Here is a 17,460-nt window from a genome sequence, read left to right as displayed (position 1 = left end):
GTGCGCACCGAGTTGTGGACCCTGTGCCGCTGACGGTCGTGCAACCGTCCGACATACGTTGTGCGTCCGTACACCTGTACGCCCAGAAGAGCTGCGGGAGGGACGGCAGTGAAGAGTGGAGCGATACGGCGGCTGGCGGTGGGGCTGGCCGTGACAGCGGCCGCCGGGATGCTCGGGGTCGCGGTGCCGGGGCAGGCGCACGCCGCGGCCACGTCGTGCGAGGGGCGCAAGGTCAGGTCGTACCCGTTCTCCACCGGCACGGTGGAGGTCTACAAGCGGAGCGGCTATGTGTGCGCGGTCACGCTTCCCCGGCGGGTGGGGGGCCGCCAGTACATGATGGTGAGTCTGCGGGCGTACGGGCTGCGGCCGGTCGAGGACGCGGGCCGGTACAAGTACCGGGCCGGTCCGGTCACCGTGCACGCCGGGCAGCGCAAGGTGTGGATCAAGGGCGGGGTGGGGCGGGGCAGGTACGACTCGGACGGCTGGATCCGGCTCTGACGCGCAGGATCGGGCTCCGAGGCACGGATTCCTCACAGGGTTTTCCCCATCGAGGTGCCATCTCCCCTGGTGCGGAACGGACTTGCGCCGCTAGCGTCCGGCGCACATCTGTACTCACAGGGGAGGGTGCATGCGCAAGGCGCTCAGATGGCTTCTCACGCTGGTCGTGCTCATAGGCACGGTCGGCACGGCAGGGGCGGCCACCGCCGCCGAGCCGGAGGCCCGAGGCACCGGTGCCACCACCGACATCAAGGATCAGCTCCTCGCCGTCCCGGGGATGAGCCTGATCGAGGAGAAGCCGTACACCGGTTACCGCTTCTTCGTGCTCAACTACACCCAGCCGGTCGACCACCGGCACCCGTCCAAGGGCACGTTCCAGCAGCGCATCACCGTGCTGCACAAGGACGTGAGCCGGCCGACGGTCTTCTTCACCGGCGGCTACAACGTCTCCACCACGCCTCGCCGCAGTGAGCCGACCCAGATCGTGGACGGCAACCAGGTCTCCATGGAGTACCGCTTCTTCACGCCCTCCCGGCCCGCCCCGGCCGACTGGAGCAAGCTGGACATCTGGCAGGCCGCCGGCGACCAGCACCGCGTCTTCAAGGCGCTGAAGAAGATCTACTCGAAGAACTGGATCTCCACCGGCGGCTCCAAGGGCGGCATGACCGCCACCTACTACGAGCGCTTCTACCCGCGGGACATGGACGGCGTCGTCGCCTACGTCGCCCCCAACGACGTGGTGAACAACGAGGACTCCGCCTACGACCGCTTCTTCGCGAGCGTCGGCACCAAGGAGTGCCGCGACCGGCTGAACGCGGTGCAGCGCGAGGCCCTGGTCCGGCGCGAGCCGCTGGAGAAGAAGTACGCCGACTACGCGGCGGCGGAGGGCCTCACCTTCACCACCGTCGGCAGTCTGGACAAGGCCTACGAGGCCGTCGTACTCGACTACGTCTGGGGCTTCTGGCAGTACAACCTGCTGGCCAACTGCGGCGACGACACGTTGATCCCGGCGGACGCGAAGAGCGCGACCGACGACCAGATCTGGAACTCCATCGACACGATCTCCGGCTTCTCCGCCTACGCCGACCAGGGCCTGGAGACGTACACGCCGTACTACTACCAGGCGGCCACCCAGCTCGGCGCACCGACGATCAAGTTCCCGCACATCGAGAAGAAGTACATCCGCTACGGCTACCAGCCGCCGCGCAACTTCGTCCCGCGCAGCATCCCGACGAAGTTCCAGCCGTACGCGATGCGGGACGTGGACACCTGGGTGCGCAGCAACGCCCACCACATGCTGTACGTCTACGGCCAGAACGACCCGTGGGGCGCGGAGCGGTTCCGCGTCGACAAGGGGGCCAAGGACGCGTACGTGTTCACCGCGCCCGGCATGAACCACGGGGCGAACGTCGCCGGTCTGGTCGCCGACCAGAAGTCGTTCGCCACGGCCAGGATCCTCGCCTGGGCGGGCGTCCCGGCCACCGCCGTGACCGAGGCGAAGCCGCTCGCGAAGTTCGACCGGAAGCTGGACGTACGGGACGTGGAGCGGGAGCCCACCCTGCGTCCGTAGTCCCTCGTCCGTAGTCCGCTCGCCGCGCCCGGCCGGGATCACAACGGCCGGGCGCAGCCCACCGGCTGGGGGCCGCCGAGCTGCACGTACAGGGCCGTCGACAGCGGGCAGCGGCTGCGCGTGGCGACCGCCTTCACCACCTTGTACTGCGGTTTCCGCTCGCCCTTGCCGTCGCACGCGGTCTCCCTGACCTGCCCGCTGCCCGAGCCGTACACGCAGTCGCCGACGATGGTCCGGGGTCCGCCCCCGCCGCCGGGGTCGCCCGGATGCGGCGGCTGCAGGTTGCGCATGCAGGCGTAGCCCTGTGGCACGGCCCCGTCGCCGTCCTCGTCGGAGACCTGGCTCTGCTCACTGATGTGCAGCACGAAGTCGGTGGTCGCCGGGCAGGGCGGCCCACCCGTCGTGGTGCCGTCGTGCCGGGCCACGACCCGCGCCGCCGCCCGCTCACTGGTGCAGGGCACCTCGGTGAAGCTGGACTTGCCGAAGGAGCTGCACTCGTCGACCGCGAGGAACACCGCGCCGAAACCGGAGGCCCGGGTGGCGGACGGCGGGACGGAGGCCGTGCCGGCGGCCCCCTTGTCGTTCTCCCCGCCGGCGGCCGACTGCGTACACCCCGTCAGCAGGACGGCGAGCAGCACCGCCAGTGCGCACACCACCCCCGTGGACCACCTGTCGCGCATCGCCATCCCCCCGGCCTACCCCCGCGTCCAGCGTGACCGTCGCGGCGGAGCCACGCCAGACATGTGGGGTCCTTTGCGCCTTTCGGGGGTGATGTACGAGTTGTGAGTCGTACGGCGCCTACGCCCCGCGCGCTACCGGCCGTACGACAGCCCGTACCCGACCGGGTACAGCACCTGCGCCGGATCGTCGGCCCGCTGCACCGGCACCGGCAGCCTCCCGCGCGGTGCCGTCCTCCCGGCGATCACCCGCGCGGCCGCCCGCAGTTCGACGTCGGTCCAGGAGTAGGTCGCCAGGCAGGCCGGGGCGGTGGGCAGCCGGGCCACGTCGTAGGGATTGCGGATCGCGACCGCGACCACCGGCCGCCCGCTCGCCACGAGCTGCTCGACGAGCGCCTGCTGGGCGGCCGTGATGTTGTACGTCCCCACGACCACCGCGTCCGCGTCCCGTGCCGCCGCGACGGCCTGGGCGACGGTGGCCGCCGAGGGGGCCGTACCGGTCGACAGGGCGGTGGCCGTGAAGCCCAGTTCGGTCAGGGCGGCGGCCAGTACCCCGGTCGGCGGGCCCGTCGTACCGGACGGGGAGGCGGGGTCGGCGCCCACGACGAGCAGCTTGCGATGGGTGCGACGGGAGAGGGGCAGCAGTCCGTTCTCGTTCACCAGCAGGGTCGTCGTGCGTTCGGCGAGCCGGTCGGCGGCGGCGAGGTGGGCCGCGGTGCCGACGGTCCGGGTCACGCCGCCCCGGCTGACGTAGGGCTCCTCGAACAGTCGCAGCCGGGCCTTGAGCCGCAGGATCCGCAGGATCGACTCGTCGAGGCGCGCCTCGGTGAGCTCTCCGTCCTGTACGGCCTTCAGGACGGCCTGCCACGCCACGTCCAGGGAGGGCGGGTTGAGGAGCTGGTCGGCCCCGGCCTTGAGGGCGAGGACGGGCACGCGGTCGTCGCCGTACTTCTGCCGGACGCCCTCCATGCCGAGGGAGTCCGTGACCACGACCCCGTCGTAGCCGAGTTCGCCGCGCAGGATGCCGGTGAGGATCGGGTGGGAGAGCGTCGCCGGGTCGCCGGAGGGGTCGAGGGCCGGGAACTGGATGTGCGCGGTCATGACCGAGTCGATGCCCGCGCGGATCGCGGCCCGGAAGGGGACGGCGTCCAGCTTCTCCCACAGCTCCCGGCTGTGGGTGATGACGGGGAAGCCGTAGTGGCTGTCGACGGCGGTGTCCCCGTGCCCCGGGAAGTGCTTGGCGGTCGCGGCGACCCCGGAGCCCTGGTACCCGGCGACCTCGGCGGCCACGAGACCCGCGACGGCCTGGGGGTCGGCCCCGAAGGAGCGGACGCCGATGACCGGGTTGGCCGGGTTGACGTTGACGTCGGCGACGGGGGAGTAGTTCTGCCGGATGCCGATGGCCCGGAGTTCCTGCCCGGCGATACGGCCGAGGGTGCGGGCGTCCCTGCGCGAGCCCCCGGCGCCGACGGCCATGGCGCCCGGGAAGAGGGTGGCGGGCTCGCCGACCCGGCAGACGATCCCGTGCTCCTGGTCGGTGGAGACGAGGACGGGCAGTCCGCGCGGCTGTCGCAGTGAAGCCCTCTGGATGCCGTTGGAGAGATCGGCGATCTGGTGCGGATCACGGGTGTTGTGGGCCCAGGTGAAGTAGATGATCCCGCCCACCCGGTACCTGGCGATCATCTCGGCGGCCGTACGGACGCCGATCTCCTTGAGGTTGGCGTCGATGTCCGCCTGGTCGGGGGCGGTGGCGGAGTGGCCGTAGACCCGCATCACGAAGAGCTGGCCGACCTTCTCCTCGAGCGTCATACGGGAGATGAGGGAGCGGAGCTTCTTGTCGTCGGCGTGCGCGGTCCCGCCGAGGGCGAGTGAGGCGGCGACGCCTGCTGTGGCGGCGAGGACGGTACGTCTGGAGGGCACGTGCGCTCCTTCCGGAGGTGATCCGCTGAAGGAAACTTCCGTGGGGTCACCAATATCCGGGAAGTTTCTGCCAGTCAAGGGAGTGCACAGTAACCAGGGAGGGGCCGCCATCGGCGCAGTTGGAGGGGGGCGCGCCGATGACGGCGTGCTGCCGGCCGCAGTACGCAGGAGAGGGTTGGTCAGCGTTCGCAGCCAGCAGCGAGGCCGACGCCGCACCACGGTGACTCTCCGGCAGCTTGCGCTTTGGACGAGCGGCGGCGGGGCGGGGTTCCCGGCTCGGGCCGAATTTCCCAAAGTTGGTGTGGCCGGGGCCAACGGGGCGGATGAGTCGGCGACTTGTCGGCGTATGGTCGCTGCATGGGTCAGTTGATGCCGCTCCTGATCGTCATCGGTGCTCTCGTCGTCGTACTCGGCCCCTTCACGGCCCTGGCCCGGCATATCCGCAGACGGGGCACGGCCGGGGGCGGTCTGCGCGGGGCGCTGGCCGCACATGACGAGGCGTTCCACGGGACGGCGGCCGACTCGTACTACGAACTCCAGGTGCAGACGGACCGGAAAGCGCCGGTGCCGGACGACCGGTGGAAGCGGGGACCACGCTCCGGGCGCCGCGCCTGAACGGGTCCACCCCGTGGACGTCCCGGCGTCGGAGGCGGTCGTGGGCGATCATGAGGGGCATGCCCGTCGACACGCCCGCCCCGCGGACCCTCACCCTCCCCGGCTCCAAGTCCATCACCGCCCGGGCCCTCTTCCTGGCCGCAGCGGCCGACGGAGTGACCACCCTCGTACGCCCCCTGCGCTCGGACGACACGGAGGGCTTCGCCGAGGGCCTGGTGCGGCTCGGCTACCGGGTGGGCCGTACGCCGGACACCTGGCAGGTGGACGGCCGCCCGCAGGGACCGGCGGTCGCCGAGGCGGACGTGTACTGCCGTGACGGCGCGACGACCGCCCGCTTCCTGCCCACCCTGGCCGCGGCCGGCCACGGCACGTACCGCTTCGACGCCTCGCCCCAGATGCGCCGGCGTCCGCTGCTGCCGCTGACGCGTGCGCTGCGCGACCTGGGAGTGGACCTGCGCCATGAGGAAGCGGAGGGCCACCATCCGCTGATGGTACGGGCGTCGGGCGTCGAGGGCGGAGAAGTGGTCCTGGACGCGGGCCAGTCCTCCCAGTACCTCACCGCACTCCTGCTGCTCGGCCCCCTGACCCGCAGGGGCCTGCGCATCCGCGTCACGAACCTGGTGTCGGCGCCGTACGTCGAGATCACCCTCGCGATGATGCGGGCGTTCGGGGTGGAGGTGGCGAGGGAGGGCGAGGTCTTCGTGGTCCCGCCGGGCGGCTATCGCGCCACGACCTACGCGATCGAGCCGGACGCGTCCACGGCGAGCTACTTCTTCGCGGCGGCGGCGATCACGCCGGGCGCCGAGGTGACGGTCCCGGGGCTCGGCACGGGCGCGCTCCAGGGCGACCTCGGCTTCGTGGACGTACTGCGGCGGATGGGCGCGCGGGTGTCCGTCGGCGCCGACGCCACCACGGTCCGGGGCACCGGCGAACTGCGCGGCCTGACGGTCAACATGCGGGACATCTCGGACACGATGCCGACGCTGGCGGCAATCGCGCCGTTCGCCTCCGGCCCGGTCCGCATCGAGGACGTGGCCAACACGCGGGTGAAGGAGTGCGACCGGCTGGAGGCCTGCGCGGAGAACCTGCGGCGGCTGGGCGTGCGGGTGTCGACGGGCCCGGACTGGATCGAGATCGTGCCCGGAACGGCCACCGGGGCACAGGTGACCTCGTACGGCGACCACCGCATCGTCATGTCCTTCGCGGTCACCGGCCTCCGGGTCGCCGGAATCTCGTTCGACGACCCCGGATGCGTACGGAAGACTTTCCCCGGTTTCCATGAGGCGTTCGGGGAGCTGCGAAGGGGCATCGGGGGTTGAACGGGCGTTGGGTCTCCAGCCGGAAGGGCCGTTCCTGGCAGGCGAGTTGGTGCGCCTGGAACCGCTGGAACACGGCGGTCGGAGGACCGGTCACGCTCCTGGGCGCCCGATGAGGACGGACGGCTGCGCGAGGGTCACGCCCCGTCCGGGGCCGGAACCGCCCGCAACTGCGGTGTGCTCGCCCCGACGTACCCCACTGCTGCCACGCACATGAGGCCGCCCGTGATCAGCGCGGTCACTCCCGAGCTCCAGCCCGCGATCAGGCCGCCCCGCAGGTTGCCGAGGTGCGGGCCCGCCTGGCCGACGATCGTCTCGGCGGCCGTGACCCGGCCGAGCAGGGCGTCGGGGGTGCGGGTCTGGACGATGGTCGTGCGGGAGAGGACGGCGAGGGCGTCCGCGGCGCCGGCCAGTGCCAGGATGCCGAGGCCCGCCCACGCGCTGGTGGTCAGGCCGAACAGCATGAGGGCCGCACCCCAGGTCGCCGACGCGCACAGCATCACAGGGCCGGGGCGGGCGAGGCGGGTGACCGGGCCGGAGAACACCGTCGCGGCGACACCGCCCACGGCGAGCGCGGACAGGAACAGGCCGAGTGTGCGCGGGTCCCCGCCGAAGCGCTCCTCGTTGACCAGCGGGAACAGACTCACCGGCATGGACAGGACGGTGGCGGCCAGGTCGGTCAGCAGGGCGCCGCGCACCACCCGGTCGCCGGTCAGGAACCGCAGGCCGTCCAGGACGCCGTGCACCCCGGGCCGGGACTTCTCACCCTCGGGCGGCAGCGCGGGCAGGCCGTAGGCGCCGTAGAAGGACAGCGCGAAGCTGACGGTGTCCAGGAGGTAGCAGACACCGATGCCCCACCAGCCGAGCACGACCCCGGCGACGGCCGGGCCGACCAGCATCATCGCCTGACCGGTGACCTGCTGGAGCGCGAGACCGGCGGCCACCTGCTCGCGGGGCAGCAGCCGCGGCACGAACACCCCGGCGGCGGGCGCGCCGAGCGCGGCGAAGGAGGTCTGTGCCGCGACCAGCAGCAGCACGACCATCACCGGCGCGTGCCCGGCGAAGCCCTGCACGGCCAGCAGCAGGGAGCAGACCGCCGAGCCGACGGTGCCGGTGAGGTACACCCGGCGCCGGTCGGCCCGGTCGACCCAGGAACCCGCGAACAGGCTGACCCCGACCATCGGCACCGCCTGCGCGATGCCCACCGCGCCGCTCCAGACCGTGCTGTGGGTCATGTCCCACACCTGGTACATGACGGTCACCATGGTCATGAAGGTGCCGAGCGTGGACACCGTGCGCCCGAACAGCAGCCGCCGGAACACGGGCGAGGTGCGCAGGGGCCGTACATCGAGGAACGTACGGCTGAGGCTCATGACACGGGAAGCGGGGGAGGGGCGGGCTGAGGCACCCGGGGACGGTATCCGGCCGCGCCCGCCCCCGCATCCGAATTTCCCGCTGTCAGGCGGAGTCGTTCAGGAGCCGGGCCAGGTGCTCGCGGCCCGTGCCAAGGAGCTCCTCCAGCGGCGCGGCCGCCTCGTACCAGCGCTTCTCGTACTCCCAGCACAGCCAGCCGTCCCAGCCGTGCCGGGCGAGGACCTCCACGCACTCCGCGAGCGGCAGGACCCCGGCGCCGAGCGCGACCGGTGTGGTGTCGTCGGCCGAGGCGATGTCCTTGACCTGGACGTATCCGAGGTGCGGGGCGAGGGCCGCGTAGGTCTCGGAGGGCTGTTCACCGCCGAGCCAGGTGTGCATGACGTCCCAGAGCGCGCCGACCTGACGGTGGCCGACCGGGCCGAGGACACGGATCGCGTCGGCGCCCGTGCGGTGCGAGTCATGGGTTTCGAGGAGGATGCGTACGTCGAGGTCGCCGGCGTACTCCGCGGCCGTACCCAGCCGTCGGGCGGCCGTGGCGTCGGCCTCCTCGCGGGACTGGTCGGAGGCGGCGCCGGGGAAGACCCGGACGTATCCGGCGCCGAGGTCGCGGGCGAGGTCCAGGAGGCGGTGGATCTCCTCGACCACGGGTTCGTCGTCGCCGGGGGCGGCCACGCGCGCGTACCCGGCGAGCCCCAGCACCTCCACGCCGGCCGCCTTGAACTCGGAGACCGCGTCGGCCCGTTCGGCGAGCCCGATACCGGGGTGCACCGGCTCCTCCGGATGCGCGCGCAGTTCTACTCCGTGATAGCCGTGCGTGGTCGCGAGCCGCAGCACGTCGGCGAGGGGAAGGCCGGGGACACCGAGGGTGGAGAACGCCAGTTTCATGCGCCCTACTCTCGCCCGGTGGAGTCGGTGAGGTCCAGCCGGGCGGGTGCGGCGCTGCCGAGTCGCCCGATCGCCGCGCGCACCGTCACCCACCCGTACCGGTCAGGTCCAGTCGCCAGTCCTGCCCGTTCAGGTCCTTGCCGAAGGAGCGGTGGGGTTTCTCGGCGGCGAGGACGAAACCGTGGCGCTGGTAGACGCGGCGGGCGGCGGTGAGGACGTCGTTGGTCCACAGCACCAGGTCGCGGTAGCCGACGCCGCGCGCGAATTCGACGACGGCCGACACCAGACGGTCCCCGATGCCCAGTCCGCGCGCCTCGGGCTCGACGAGGAGCAGCCGGAGCCGGGCGGTCGCGGGCGCGTCGTCCCGTACGCACATCACGCACCCCACCGGCCGCCCGTCCAGCTCGGCGATCCACACCCGCTCCAGATGCGGGTCGTGGTCCTCCGCGAAGTCGGCGACGATCCTCGCGACCAGGCCTTCGTAGTCGGCGTTGAAGCCGTACTCGGCGGCGTAGACGGCCGCGTTCCGGGCCACGATCCAGCCGAGGTCACCAGGGCCCGGCTCGCGCAGCAGGACGTCCTCGCGGCGCGGCGGGCGGCCGTCGGACAGGAGCGTGCGGACGGTCCGCATCGCCTCGGAGAGCCGGGGCCGGTCGGCGGAGGGGACGGTGGCAAGGAGCGCGCCCACGGATTCGTCGGCGCGCTCGGCGAGCAGCGCGGCGGTCTCCCGGCCGCGCGAGGTGAGCACGATCCGGCGCCGGCGCGGATCACGGTCCGAGGCCGTGCGCTCGACCAGTCCGTCCTGCTCGAACTTGTTCAGGATCCGGCTCAAGTACCCCGCGTCCAGCGAGAGTTCGGTGCGCAGGTCCGCCGCGTCGGTGCGCGGCGAGTGCGCGAGCTCGTACAGCACGCGGGACTCGGTCAGGGTGTACGGCGCGTACAGCCGGCGGCTGTAGTCGAGGGCGCCGATGACGTTCGTGTAGAAGCGGTTGAAGGCGCGGATGTCCTGGACGGTCATGATCGGTCGACCCCCGGATACTTGACTCAGTCAGAGATACCGACGGACCGAGCGTAGGACGTCCGCGCCCGCCGCGGCTACCCCTCGGCGGCGGGCCGGTAGACGCACACCTGCACGCCGGTCTTCCCGGCGACCGTGGACACCAGCTCGAACGGCCGCTTCGCCCCGTCCTCCGGGAAGATCGACTTGCCGCCACCGAGCAGCACCGGCATCACGATCAGCTGGAGCTCGTCGACGAGCCCCTCACTGATCAGCGTGCGGACGAGGGTGGGGCTGCCCATCATCGCCAGCTCACCGCCCTCGCGCTCCCGCAGCTCACGGATCCGCGCGACGGCCTCGGAACCCGGGATCCGCTCGGTGTTGTTCCAGGTCAGCTCGTCATCGCCGAGGGTGTCCGTGACGACGTACTTCTTCAGGGAGTTCAACCGGTCGGCGAAGGGGTCCCCGGCACGCTCCGGCCAGGCCCCCGCCATCGTCAGATACGTCCGCCGCCCGTACAGCAGCGCCTCGGCCCGCTCCATCCCCTCGGTGAACGCCGGTCCGAGCACCTCCGCGTCGAAGTAGGGGTGCGACCAGCCCCCGTGCGCGAACCCACCGTCGGTGTCCTCCTCGGGCCCACCGGGCGCCTGCACGACCCCGTCCAGACTGATGAACTCACTGACCACGATGCGCATGGGACTCACTCCGGTTCCTAGTCGGTTACGGCATTGCAGACCGAGGCGGGGGGCGGAACTCATCGGTGGGGGGAGCGTACGGGTTCGCCGGCCGGGGAGGGGGACGACCGGGTCCCCGCCGAATTTCGATGGACAGAGATCATGCCGCCGGGAGACTGGTCCCATGACCGCACCGGATCCCACGGCCGACCTCCGCTTCTACCTCCAGGACGCCCGCGACGCCCTGCTCCTGAAGCTCGACGGGCTCTGCGAGTACGACGTCCGCCGCCCCCTCACCCCGACGGGCACCAACCTCCTGGGACTGGTCAAGCACCTCACCGGTGCCGAGGCGCTCTACTTCGGCGAGACCTTCGGCCGGCCGTTTCCCGGCGCGCAGCCCCTGTGGATCACCGGCGCCGCCGAACCCAACGCCGACCTGTGGGCCACCCCCGACGAGACCCGCGAGCAGATAGTCGACGGCTACCGCCGGGCCTGCGCCCACGCGGACGAGACCCTCGACTCCCTCCCCCTGAACACCCTCGGCCGCGTCCCCTGGCCCCCGCACCCCGAACTCACCCTCCAGCGCATCCTGATCCACATGATCGCCGAAACCCACCGTCACGTCGGCCACGCCGACGTCGTACGCGAACTCGTGGATGGGTCGGTGGGGCTGCGGGCGGAGGGGGACAACATGGCACCCGGTGACGCGACTTGGTGGGAGAAGCACCGCGAGCGCGTGGAGGAGGCGGCGCGGCAGGCCGGTGGGCGATGACGGCTCAGGGGGAGCAGACAGTCCGGTTTCGGGCCTCCGGCAGTGGCGGGTCCCACTCTGCACAGGGCATCTCCGGCCTCCTGTGACCCCTGCCCTGTGACCCACCCGCCCGCGGCGATCAGCCCCGCCTCAAGCCCGAGGCACCCCCGAAGACCCCCGAACCATCAACTCCCCCCGAACCGTGGCGATCCCCCCGGGCGGCGGCTCCTCCCGCCCCATCGCGATCCGCCCCGCCCGGGCCCCCGCCTCCGCCAGCGGCAACCGCACCGTCGTCAGCGCAGGCACCGCGTCGATGCTGAACGGCAGGTCGTCGAACCCGGCGACCGACACGTCGTCCGGGATCCGCAGCCCGGAGTCCCGCAGCGCCGCACAAGCCCCCAGCGCGACGGAGTCGTTCGCGGCCACCACAGCCGTGAGCGACGGGTCCCGCCGCAGCAGCTCCAGCGTGGCCTCGTACCCGGACCGCCGGTCGTAGCGGCCGTGCACGGTCCAGCGAGGGTCCTCCTCGATGCCGTGCGCCGCCAGTGCCGCCCGGTGTCCCTCCAGCCGGTGCCGGGTGGTCGTCCGTTCCTCGGGGCCCGCGATGTACCCGAGGCGACGGTGTCCGAGCCCGATGAGGTGTTCCGTCAGCTCGCGCCCCCCGCCCCGGTTGTCGAAGGTCAGCGCGAACGCCCCGGTCTCCGGCGCCGGCGGCCGCCCGCACAGCACGATCCGCGTCCCCGCGTCCGCCAGCTTCCGGAGCTTCGCGGACATCGCGGCCTGGTGCGGCGCGGCCTCCGTCGCCCCGCCCGTCAGCACGACCGCCGCCGCCCGCTGCCGCTGGAGCAGGGTGAGGTACGTCAGCTCCCGCTCCGGGGATCCCCCGGTGTTGCAGACGACCCCGAGCCGCTCACCGCCCGCGCGGCCGCCCGGCCCCCCGATCTCGGACTGGATCGCACCGGCCATGATCCCGAAGAAGGGGTCGGCGATGTCGTTCACGAGGATCCCGACGAGATCCGAGGTGGCGGCGGCGAGCGAGCTGGCCGGCCCGTTCAGCACGTAGTCCAGCTCGTCCACGGCCCGCAGCACCCGCTCACGGGTGGACGCTGCCACGGGGTAGTTCCCGTTCAGTACGCGCGACACCGTCGCGGGGGAGACCTGGGCGCGGGCCGCCACGTCCGCCAGGGTCACCGTCATCTCGTCGTCCTCCGGTTGCGCGCCTCAGCGTGCCGCGGTGTGCCGCGGCCCCGCCCTGGCGCATCTCAGTCGTACTCCGTCGTACACGCGGGCCCCCACGGCCCGGTTCCGAGCCGACCTTAAGCCCCCCGACCCCCGTTGTTCGCCCCCTCGAACAACTCACCCCTGCCGCGCTCTTGTCCAGACCGCTGGTCAGAGGCTAGCTTCTTCCTAGATAGAAAGCGCTTGCTGTAACGCTCATCAGTGGAGCGTGCGCGGCGCGCACAACCGCGTACGACTCCTATGAAGGGAATGACGTGACACGCAAGACGGTGCGTATCGCCATGAACGGTGTGACGGGGCGCATGGGCTACCGCCAGCACCTCGTCCGTTCCATCCTCGCCATTCGCGAACAGGGCGGTCTCGACCTCGGTGACGGCAACCTGCTGTGGCCCGAGCCGATCCTCGTGGGCCGCCGTGAGCATGCGCTGAAGGCCCTCGCCGAGCAGCACGGCCTGGACCCGGCGAACGTCTCCACCGACGTCGACGCGGTCCTCGCCGACCCGACCGTGGAGATCTACTTCGACGCCCAGGTGACCTCCGCGCGCGAGGAGGCCATCAAGAAGGCGATCGCCGCCGGCAAGCACATCTACACCGAGAAGCCCACCGCCACCGGTCTCGACGGCGCCCTGGAGCTGGCCCGCCTCGCCGAGGCGAAGGGCATCAAGCACGGCGTCGTCCAGGACAAGCTCTTCCTGCCGGGCCTGCTCAAGCTCAAGCGCCTCATCGACGGCGGCTTCTTCGGCCGCATCCTCTCGATCCGCGGCGAGTTCGGCTACTGGGTCTTCGAGGGCGACTGGCAGACCGCCCAGCGCCCGAGCTGGAACTACCGCGCCGAGGACGGCGGTGGCATCGTTGTCGACATGTTCCCGCACTGGGAGTACGTGCTCCACGAGCTCTTCGGCCGCGTGAAGTCCGTCCAGGCCCTCACCGCCACCCACATCCCGCAGCGCTGGGACGAGAACGACAAGCCCTACGACGCCACCGCCGACGACGCCGCCTACGGCATCTTCGAGCTCGACGGCGGCGCGATCGCCCAGATCAACTCCTCCTGGGCCGTCCGCGTCAACCGCGACGAGCTCGTGGAGTTCCAGGTCGACGGCACGGAGGGATCGGCCGTCGCGGGCCTGCGCAACTGTCGCGTCCAGCACCGCTCGGCCACCCCGAAGCCCGTCTGGAACCCCGACATCCCCGCCACCGAGGTCTTCCGCGACCAGTGGCAGGAGGTCCCGGACAACGCCGAGTTCGACAACGGCTTCAAGGCCCAGTGGGAGCTCTTCCTCAGGCACGTCTACGCCGACGCCCCCTACCAGTGGGACCTCCTCGCCGGCGCCCGCGGTGTCCAGCTCGCCGAACTGGGCCTGAAGTCCTCGGCGGAGGGCCGCCGTCTCGACGTACCGGAGATCTCGCTGTGACGATCCGACTCCCTGACTTCAAGGGTGGCTTCAGGGCCTACGAGCCCCGCGAGGAGCCCTTCGCCGCCACCTCCGGCACCCCCTTCACCTCCCGTACGGTCTTCTCGGCGGCGCACGTCGTGGCCGACCCGTTCGCCGACACGACCCCCGACTCGTCCGCCGCCGTCGACTGGGACGCCACCCTCGCCTTCCGCCGCCACCTGTGGTCCCACGGGCTCGGTGTCGCCGAGGCGATGGACACCGCCCAGCGGGGGATGGGCCTGGACTGGGCGGGCGCGGCCGAGCTGATCCGCCGCAGCGCCGCGGAGGCCAAGTCGGTCGGCGGGCTCATCGCCTGTGGTGTGGGCACCGACCAGCTCACCGGCCCGGCGACCCTGGACGAGGTCCGGGCGGCCTACGAGGAGCAGCTCGCCCTCGTCGAGGAGTCCGGCGCCCAGGCCATCCTGATGGCCTCCCGGGCCCTCGCGGCGGCCGCCAAGGGCCCCGAGGACTACCTGGAGGTCTACGGCCACCTGCTCCGCCAGGCGACCGAGCCGGTCGTCCTGCACTGGCTGGGCCCGATGTTCGACCCGGCCCTCGACGGCTACTGGGGCTCCAGCGACCTCGACGCGGCCACGGACACGTTCCTCCAGGTCATCGCCGCCCACCCCGACAAGGTCGACGGCATCAAGGTCTCGCTCCTGGAGGCCCAGCGCGAGATCGACATCCGCCGCAGGCTCCCGCAGGGCGTCCGCTGCTACACCGGCGACGACTTCAACTACCCCGAGCTGATCGCGGGCGACGACCAGGGCTTCTCGCACGCCCTGCTCGGCATCTTCGACCCCCTGGGCCCGCTCGCCGCCGAGGCGGTCCGCGTCCTGGACACCGGTGACGCCAAGGGGTTCCGCGAACTCCTCGACCCCACCGTCGAGTTGTCCCGCCACCTCTTCCAGGCGCCGACCCGCTTCTACAAGACGGGCGTGGTGTTCCTCGCCTGGCTGGCCGGTCACCAGTCGCACTTCACGATGGTCGGCGGCCTCCAGTCGGCCCGCTCCCTCCCGCACTTCGCGCGCGCCTACGAACTCGCCGACGGCCTGGGCCTGTTCCCGGACCCGAAGCTCGCCGAGGAGCGTATGAAGAACCTGCTGTCCCTGTACGGGGTGACCCAGTGACCGACCTGTCCCGCTTCTCCATCAACCAGATGACGGTCAAGCAGCTGTCACTGCCGGAACTGGTCGCCGCCTGCGGTGAGTTGGGCATCGGCAACATCGGCCTGTGGCGCGAGCCCGTCCAGTCGTACGGCGTCGAGGAGACGGCCAAGCTGGTCCGCGACGCGGGCCTGACCGTCACCACGCTGTGCCGCGGCGGCTTCTTCACGGCGATCGACCCGGAGGAGCGGGCCGCGGCGCTGGACGACAACCGGCGCGCGGTCGACGAGGCGGCCACCCTCGGCACCGACACGCTGGTCCTGGTCTCGGGCGGTCTTCCGGCCGGCTCCAAGGACCTGCACGGCGCCCGTGAGCGCATCTCGGACGCCCTGGCGGTGCTGGGCCCGTACGCGGAGGAGCACGGGGTGAGGCTGGCCATCGAGCCGCTGCACCCCATGTACGCCTCGGACCGCTGTGTGGTCTCCACGCTCACCCAGGCCCTCGACCTCGCGGAGCGCTTCCCCGCCCGGCAGGTCGGCGTCACGGTGGACACGTACCACATCTGGTGGGACGACAACGCACCCGCGCAGATCGCCCGCGCGGGCGCCGGCGGCCGTATCCACACCTTCCAGCTCGCGGACTGGACGACCCCGCTGCCGGAGGGCGTGCTGAACGGCCGCGGCCAGATCGGTGACGGCGCGATCGACATGCGGGAGTGGCAGCGGTACGTCGAGGCGGCCGGCTACACGGGCGCCATCGAGGTCGAGCTGTTCAACGACGCGCTGTGGGCCCGCGACGGGCGTGAGGTCCTCGCGGAGACGGCGGAACGGTTCGTGGCACACACCGTGTGAAGCGGGCCGGACATTTCGAAGGGGCCCGGCCGATGACCGGGCCCCCTCGGGTTTCCCTCCCCGTCAGAACCCCCGCGATCCCCCCGGATCCCCCTCCAAGAGTCCTGATGCCAAGTACGACCCGCCAGGTCGGGGGAGGGTTGTACGGCTGCCGGGATTTTTTTCCGCGCCCCTGCCGGTGCGCCCCGACCGCCCCGACGTCAGAAGAACACCCCGCACCTGAGCAGCACGTTCGCGTACGGTCGTGCCTCCCCCGTGCGCACGACCAGGCGGGCGCCCGCCGACAGTTCCTTGAGCTTCTCGTGGGAGACCAGGTCCAGCTCGGGGAAGCGGGCGGCCAGCAGCTCCGCGGCCGCCGGGTTGGCGTCCCGCACCTCCTCCGCCGCCGTGCCCCCCTCCACCACCAGCTCGGCGAGCAGCCCGTCGAGGACCTCCGCGAAGGACGGCACCCCGGCCCGGAAGGCCAGGTCGACCACGCGCGGCCCGTCGGGGATCGGCATGCCGGCGTCGCACACCAGCACCCCGTCCCCGTGTCCCAGCTCGGCGAGGGCGCCGGAGAGCTGACGGTTCAGTATCCCGGCCTTCTTCACAGGGCCTCGACCTCCTCCGACGTGGGGAAGGAGTCCTGCGCACCCTTCCGGGTCACCGCGACCGCCCCGACCCGGGACGCGTACGAAGCGGCCTCCACCAGGGACGCACCCGCCCCCAGCCGGAACGCCAGCGCCGCCGTGAAGGCGTCCCCCGCGCCTGTGGTGTCCACGGCGTCCACCTTCACCGACGCCACCCGGCTCACCCCGGCCGAGGACGCCACCAGGGACCCCTCGGCGCCCAGCGTCACCACGACCGACCGCGGGCCCTTCGCGAGCAGCAGCCGCGCCCAGTCCTCCGGCACGTCGCTCACACACGCGTCCCCGAGGATCACCTTCGCCTCGTGCTCGTTGACGATCAGCGGATCGCAGGCCGCGAGGATCTCGGTGGGCAACGGCCGCGGCGGCGACGGGTTCAGCACGAACCGGCTGTCCGGCGACAGATTCCGTACGACCTCCACGACCGTCTCCAGCGGGATCTCCAGCTGGGTCGACACCACCCGGGAGGCGTGGAAGAGGCTGACCGCGGCCCGTACGTCCCCCGGCGTCAGACGCCCGTTGGCGCCCGGCGAGACCACGATGCTGTTGTCCCCGGACGGGTCGACGGTGATCAGCGCGACCCCCGTCGGTGCCCCGCCCACCAGCACCCCCACCGTGTCGACCCCGGCCGCCCGCAGCGAGTCGAGCAGCAGCCGGCCGTGCCCGTCGTCGCCGACCCGGGCCAGCAGGGCCGTACGCGCGTCCAACCGGGCCGCCGCGACCGCCTGGTTGGCGCCCTTGCCCCCCGGGTGCACGGCCAGGTCCGAGCCGAGCACCGTCTCGCCGGCCCCCGGCCGCCGCTCCACGCCGATCACCAGGTCGGCGTTGGCCGACCCTACGACCAGAAGGTCGTAGTCGTACATGAATGACTCCCCTAGTCAGTGACGCGGGGCGGGCGGTCGAAGCGACCGCCCGCCCTTACGCCGTC

The 17,460-nt window shown here is 71.9% G+C and carries 17 protein-coding genes; 8 read left to right on the top strand and 9 right to left on the bottom strand.

The window, feature by feature from the left end:
- The first annotated feature begins 108 nt into the window (after window positions 1–108).
- Window positions 109–498, top strand: coding sequence for a hypothetical protein (locus ABZT93_RS05225; RefSeq protein WP_356099156.1), 390 nt, complete (start codon window positions 109–111; stop codon window positions 496–498).
- Window positions 499–628: 130 nt separating this feature from the next.
- On the top strand, window positions 629–2,068 hold the full coding sequence (locus tag ABZT93_RS05220; protein ID WP_356099153.1) for a S28 family serine protease: 1,440 nt from the start codon (window positions 629–631) through the stop codon (window positions 2,066–2,068).
- 38 nt (window positions 2,069–2,106) lie between these two features.
- Here ABZT93_RS05220 and ABZT93_RS05215 read toward each other — a convergent pair whose 3' ends face one another.
- Complete coding sequence (locus ABZT93_RS05215; protein ID WP_356099150.1) at window positions 2,107–2,748, bottom strand: hypothetical protein; 642 nt, start codon at window positions 2,746–2,748, stop codon at window positions 2,107–2,109.
- A 132-nt stretch (window positions 2,749–2,880) separates the two neighbouring features.
- A complete protein-coding gene (locus ABZT93_RS05210; protein ID WP_356099147.1) occupies window positions 2,881–4,665 on the bottom strand; it encodes a glycoside hydrolase family 3 protein in 1,785 nt (594 codons plus the stop codon).
- Window positions 4,666–5,022: 357 nt separating this feature from the next.
- Here ABZT93_RS05210 and ABZT93_RS05205 point away from each other — a divergent pair, with 357 nt between their 5' ends.
- Window positions 5,023–5,280: a hypothetical protein gene (locus tag ABZT93_RS05205; protein ID WP_356099144.1), complete on the top strand. Its 258-nt coding sequence runs from the start codon at window positions 5,023–5,025 to the stop codon at window positions 5,278–5,280.
- A 59-nt stretch (window positions 5,281–5,339) separates the two neighbouring features.
- Window positions 5,340–6,599 carry a 3-phosphoshikimate 1-carboxyvinyltransferase gene (gene aroA / locus ABZT93_RS05200; RefSeq protein WP_356099142.1) on the top strand — a complete coding sequence of 420 codons (1,260 nt, stop codon included), beginning with the start codon at window positions 5,340–5,342 and terminating at the stop codon, window positions 6,597–6,599.
- 134 nt (window positions 6,600–6,733) lie between these two features.
- Here aroA and ABZT93_RS05195 read toward each other — a convergent pair whose 3' ends face one another.
- The 4 genes from ABZT93_RS05195 to ABZT93_RS05180 form a co-directional block, all read right to left on the bottom strand.
- Window positions 6,734–7,969, bottom strand: a complete 1,236-nt coding sequence (locus tag ABZT93_RS05195; protein ID WP_356099139.1) for an MFS transporter — start codon at window positions 7,967–7,969, stop codon at window positions 6,734–6,736.
- Between the two features lie 85 nt (window positions 7,970–8,054).
- Window positions 8,055–8,855, bottom strand: a complete 801-nt coding sequence (locus tag ABZT93_RS05190; protein WP_356099136.1) for a sugar phosphate isomerase/epimerase family protein — start codon at window positions 8,853–8,855, stop codon at window positions 8,055–8,057.
- A gap of 85 nt (window positions 8,856–8,940) precedes the next feature.
- Entirely contained in the window at window positions 8,941–9,873 is a 933-nt protein-coding gene (locus tag ABZT93_RS05185) for a bifunctional helix-turn-helix transcriptional regulator/GNAT family N-acetyltransferase (protein ID WP_356099133.1), read from the bottom strand.
- A gap of 77 nt (window positions 9,874–9,950) precedes the next feature.
- The gene (locus ABZT93_RS05180) at window positions 9,951–10,547 is read right to left on the bottom strand and encodes a dihydrofolate reductase family protein (protein ID WP_356099130.1); all 597 of its coding nucleotides are present in this window, start codon (window positions 10,545–10,547) and stop codon (window positions 9,951–9,953) included.
- A 163-nt stretch (window positions 10,548–10,710) separates the two neighbouring features.
- On the opposite strand from ABZT93_RS05180, the gene ABZT93_RS05175 reads away from it, so the two are divergent.
- Entirely contained in the window at window positions 10,711–11,298 is a 588-nt protein-coding gene (locus ABZT93_RS05175) for a DinB family protein (protein WP_356099127.1), read from the top strand.
- Window positions 11,299–11,427: 129 nt separating this feature from the next.
- On the opposite strand, the gene ABZT93_RS05170 is transcribed toward ABZT93_RS05175, so the two are convergent.
- A complete protein-coding gene (locus ABZT93_RS05170; RefSeq protein WP_355739154.1) occupies window positions 11,428–12,474 on the bottom strand; it encodes a LacI family DNA-binding transcriptional regulator in 1,047 nt (348 codons plus the stop codon).
- A gap of 296 nt (window positions 12,475–12,770) precedes the next feature.
- Here ABZT93_RS05170 and ABZT93_RS05165 point away from each other — a divergent pair, with 296 nt between their 5' ends.
- The 3 genes from ABZT93_RS05165 to ABZT93_RS05155 are packed head-to-tail and all read left to right on the top strand — an operon-like array spanning window position 12,771 to window position 15,906.
- Window positions 12,771–13,928 carry a Gfo/Idh/MocA family oxidoreductase gene (locus ABZT93_RS05165; RefSeq protein WP_356099124.1) on the top strand — a complete coding sequence of 386 codons (1,158 nt, stop codon included), beginning with the start codon at window positions 12,771–12,773 and terminating at the stop codon, window positions 13,926–13,928.
- Window positions 13,925–15,079, top strand: a complete 1,155-nt coding sequence (locus tag ABZT93_RS05160) for a dihydrodipicolinate synthase family protein (RefSeq protein WP_356099121.1) — start codon at window positions 13,925–13,927, stop codon at window positions 15,077–15,079. The genes ABZT93_RS05165 and ABZT93_RS05160 overlap by 4 nt, the downstream gene beginning before the upstream one ends.
- Window positions 15,076–15,906, top strand: a complete 831-nt coding sequence (locus ABZT93_RS05155) for a sugar phosphate isomerase/epimerase family protein (protein WP_356099118.1) — start codon at window positions 15,076–15,078, stop codon at window positions 15,904–15,906. Before ABZT93_RS05160 ends, ABZT93_RS05155 begins: the two co-directional genes overlap by 4 nt.
- 200 nt (window positions 15,907–16,106) lie before the next feature.
- On the opposite strand, the gene rbsD is transcribed toward ABZT93_RS05155, so the two are convergent.
- Complete coding sequence (rbsD, locus tag ABZT93_RS05150; protein WP_356099115.1) at window positions 16,107–16,496, bottom strand: D-ribose pyranase; 390 nt, start codon at window positions 16,494–16,496, stop codon at window positions 16,107–16,109.
- Window positions 16,493–17,395 (bottom strand): ribokinase, encoded by a 903-nt coding sequence (locus tag ABZT93_RS05145; RefSeq protein ID WP_356099112.1) that lies wholly within the window; start codon window positions 17,393–17,395, stop codon window positions 16,493–16,495. The genes rbsD and ABZT93_RS05145 overlap by 4 nt, the downstream gene beginning before the upstream one ends.
- Window positions 17,396–17,460 lie beyond the last annotated feature (65 nt).

Origin of the sequence: Streptomyces sp. NPDC005303, from assembly GCF_040607335.1 — a bacterium.
GTDB lineage: Bacteria > Actinomycetota > Actinomycetes > Streptomycetales > Streptomycetaceae > Streptomyces.
This window is presented reverse-complemented; position numbering and strand designations above follow the sequence as displayed.

Bases quoted from the DNA above. Each gene is read 5' to 3' on its own strand.
- ABZT93_RS05220 (WP_356099153.1), top strand. From the start codon at position 629: ATGCGCAAGGCGCTCAGATGGCTTCTCACGCTGGTCGTGCTCATAGGC.
- ABZT93_RS05215 (WP_356099150.1), bottom strand. From the start codon at position 2,748: ATGCGCGACAGGTGGTCCACGGGGGTGGTGTGCGCACTGGCGGTGCTG.
- ABZT93_RS05205 (WP_356099144.1), top strand. From the start codon at position 5,023: ATGGGTCAGTTGATGCCGCTCCTGATCGTCATCGGTGCTCTCGTCGTC.
- aroA (WP_356099142.1), top strand. From the start codon at position 5,340: ATGCCCGTCGACACGCCCGCCCCGCGGACCCTCACCCTCCCCGGCTCC.
- ABZT93_RS05195 (WP_356099139.1), bottom strand. From the start codon at position 7,969: ATGAGCCTCAGCCGTACGTTCCTCGATGTACGGCCCCTGCGCACCTCG.
- ABZT93_RS05190 (WP_356099136.1), bottom strand. From the start codon at position 8,855: ATGAAACTGGCGTTCTCCACCCTCGGTGTCCCCGGCCTTCCCCTCGCC.
- ABZT93_RS05185 (WP_356099133.1), bottom strand. From the start codon at position 9,873: ATGACCGTCCAGGACATCCGCGCCTTCAACCGCTTCTACACGAACGTC.
- ABZT93_RS05180 (WP_356099130.1), bottom strand. From the start codon at position 10,547: ATGCGCATCGTGGTCAGTGAGTTCATCAGTCTGGACGGGGTCGTGCAG.
- ABZT93_RS05175 (WP_356099127.1), top strand. From the start codon at position 10,711: ATGACCGCACCGGATCCCACGGCCGACCTCCGCTTCTACCTCCAGGAC.
- ABZT93_RS05170 (WP_355739154.1), bottom strand. From the start codon at position 12,474: ATGACGGTGACCCTGGCGGACGTGGCGGCCCGCGCCCAGGTCTCCCCC.
- ABZT93_RS05145 (WP_356099112.1), bottom strand. From the start codon at position 17,395: ATGTACGACTACGACCTTCTGGTCGTAGGGTCGGCCAACGCCGACCTG.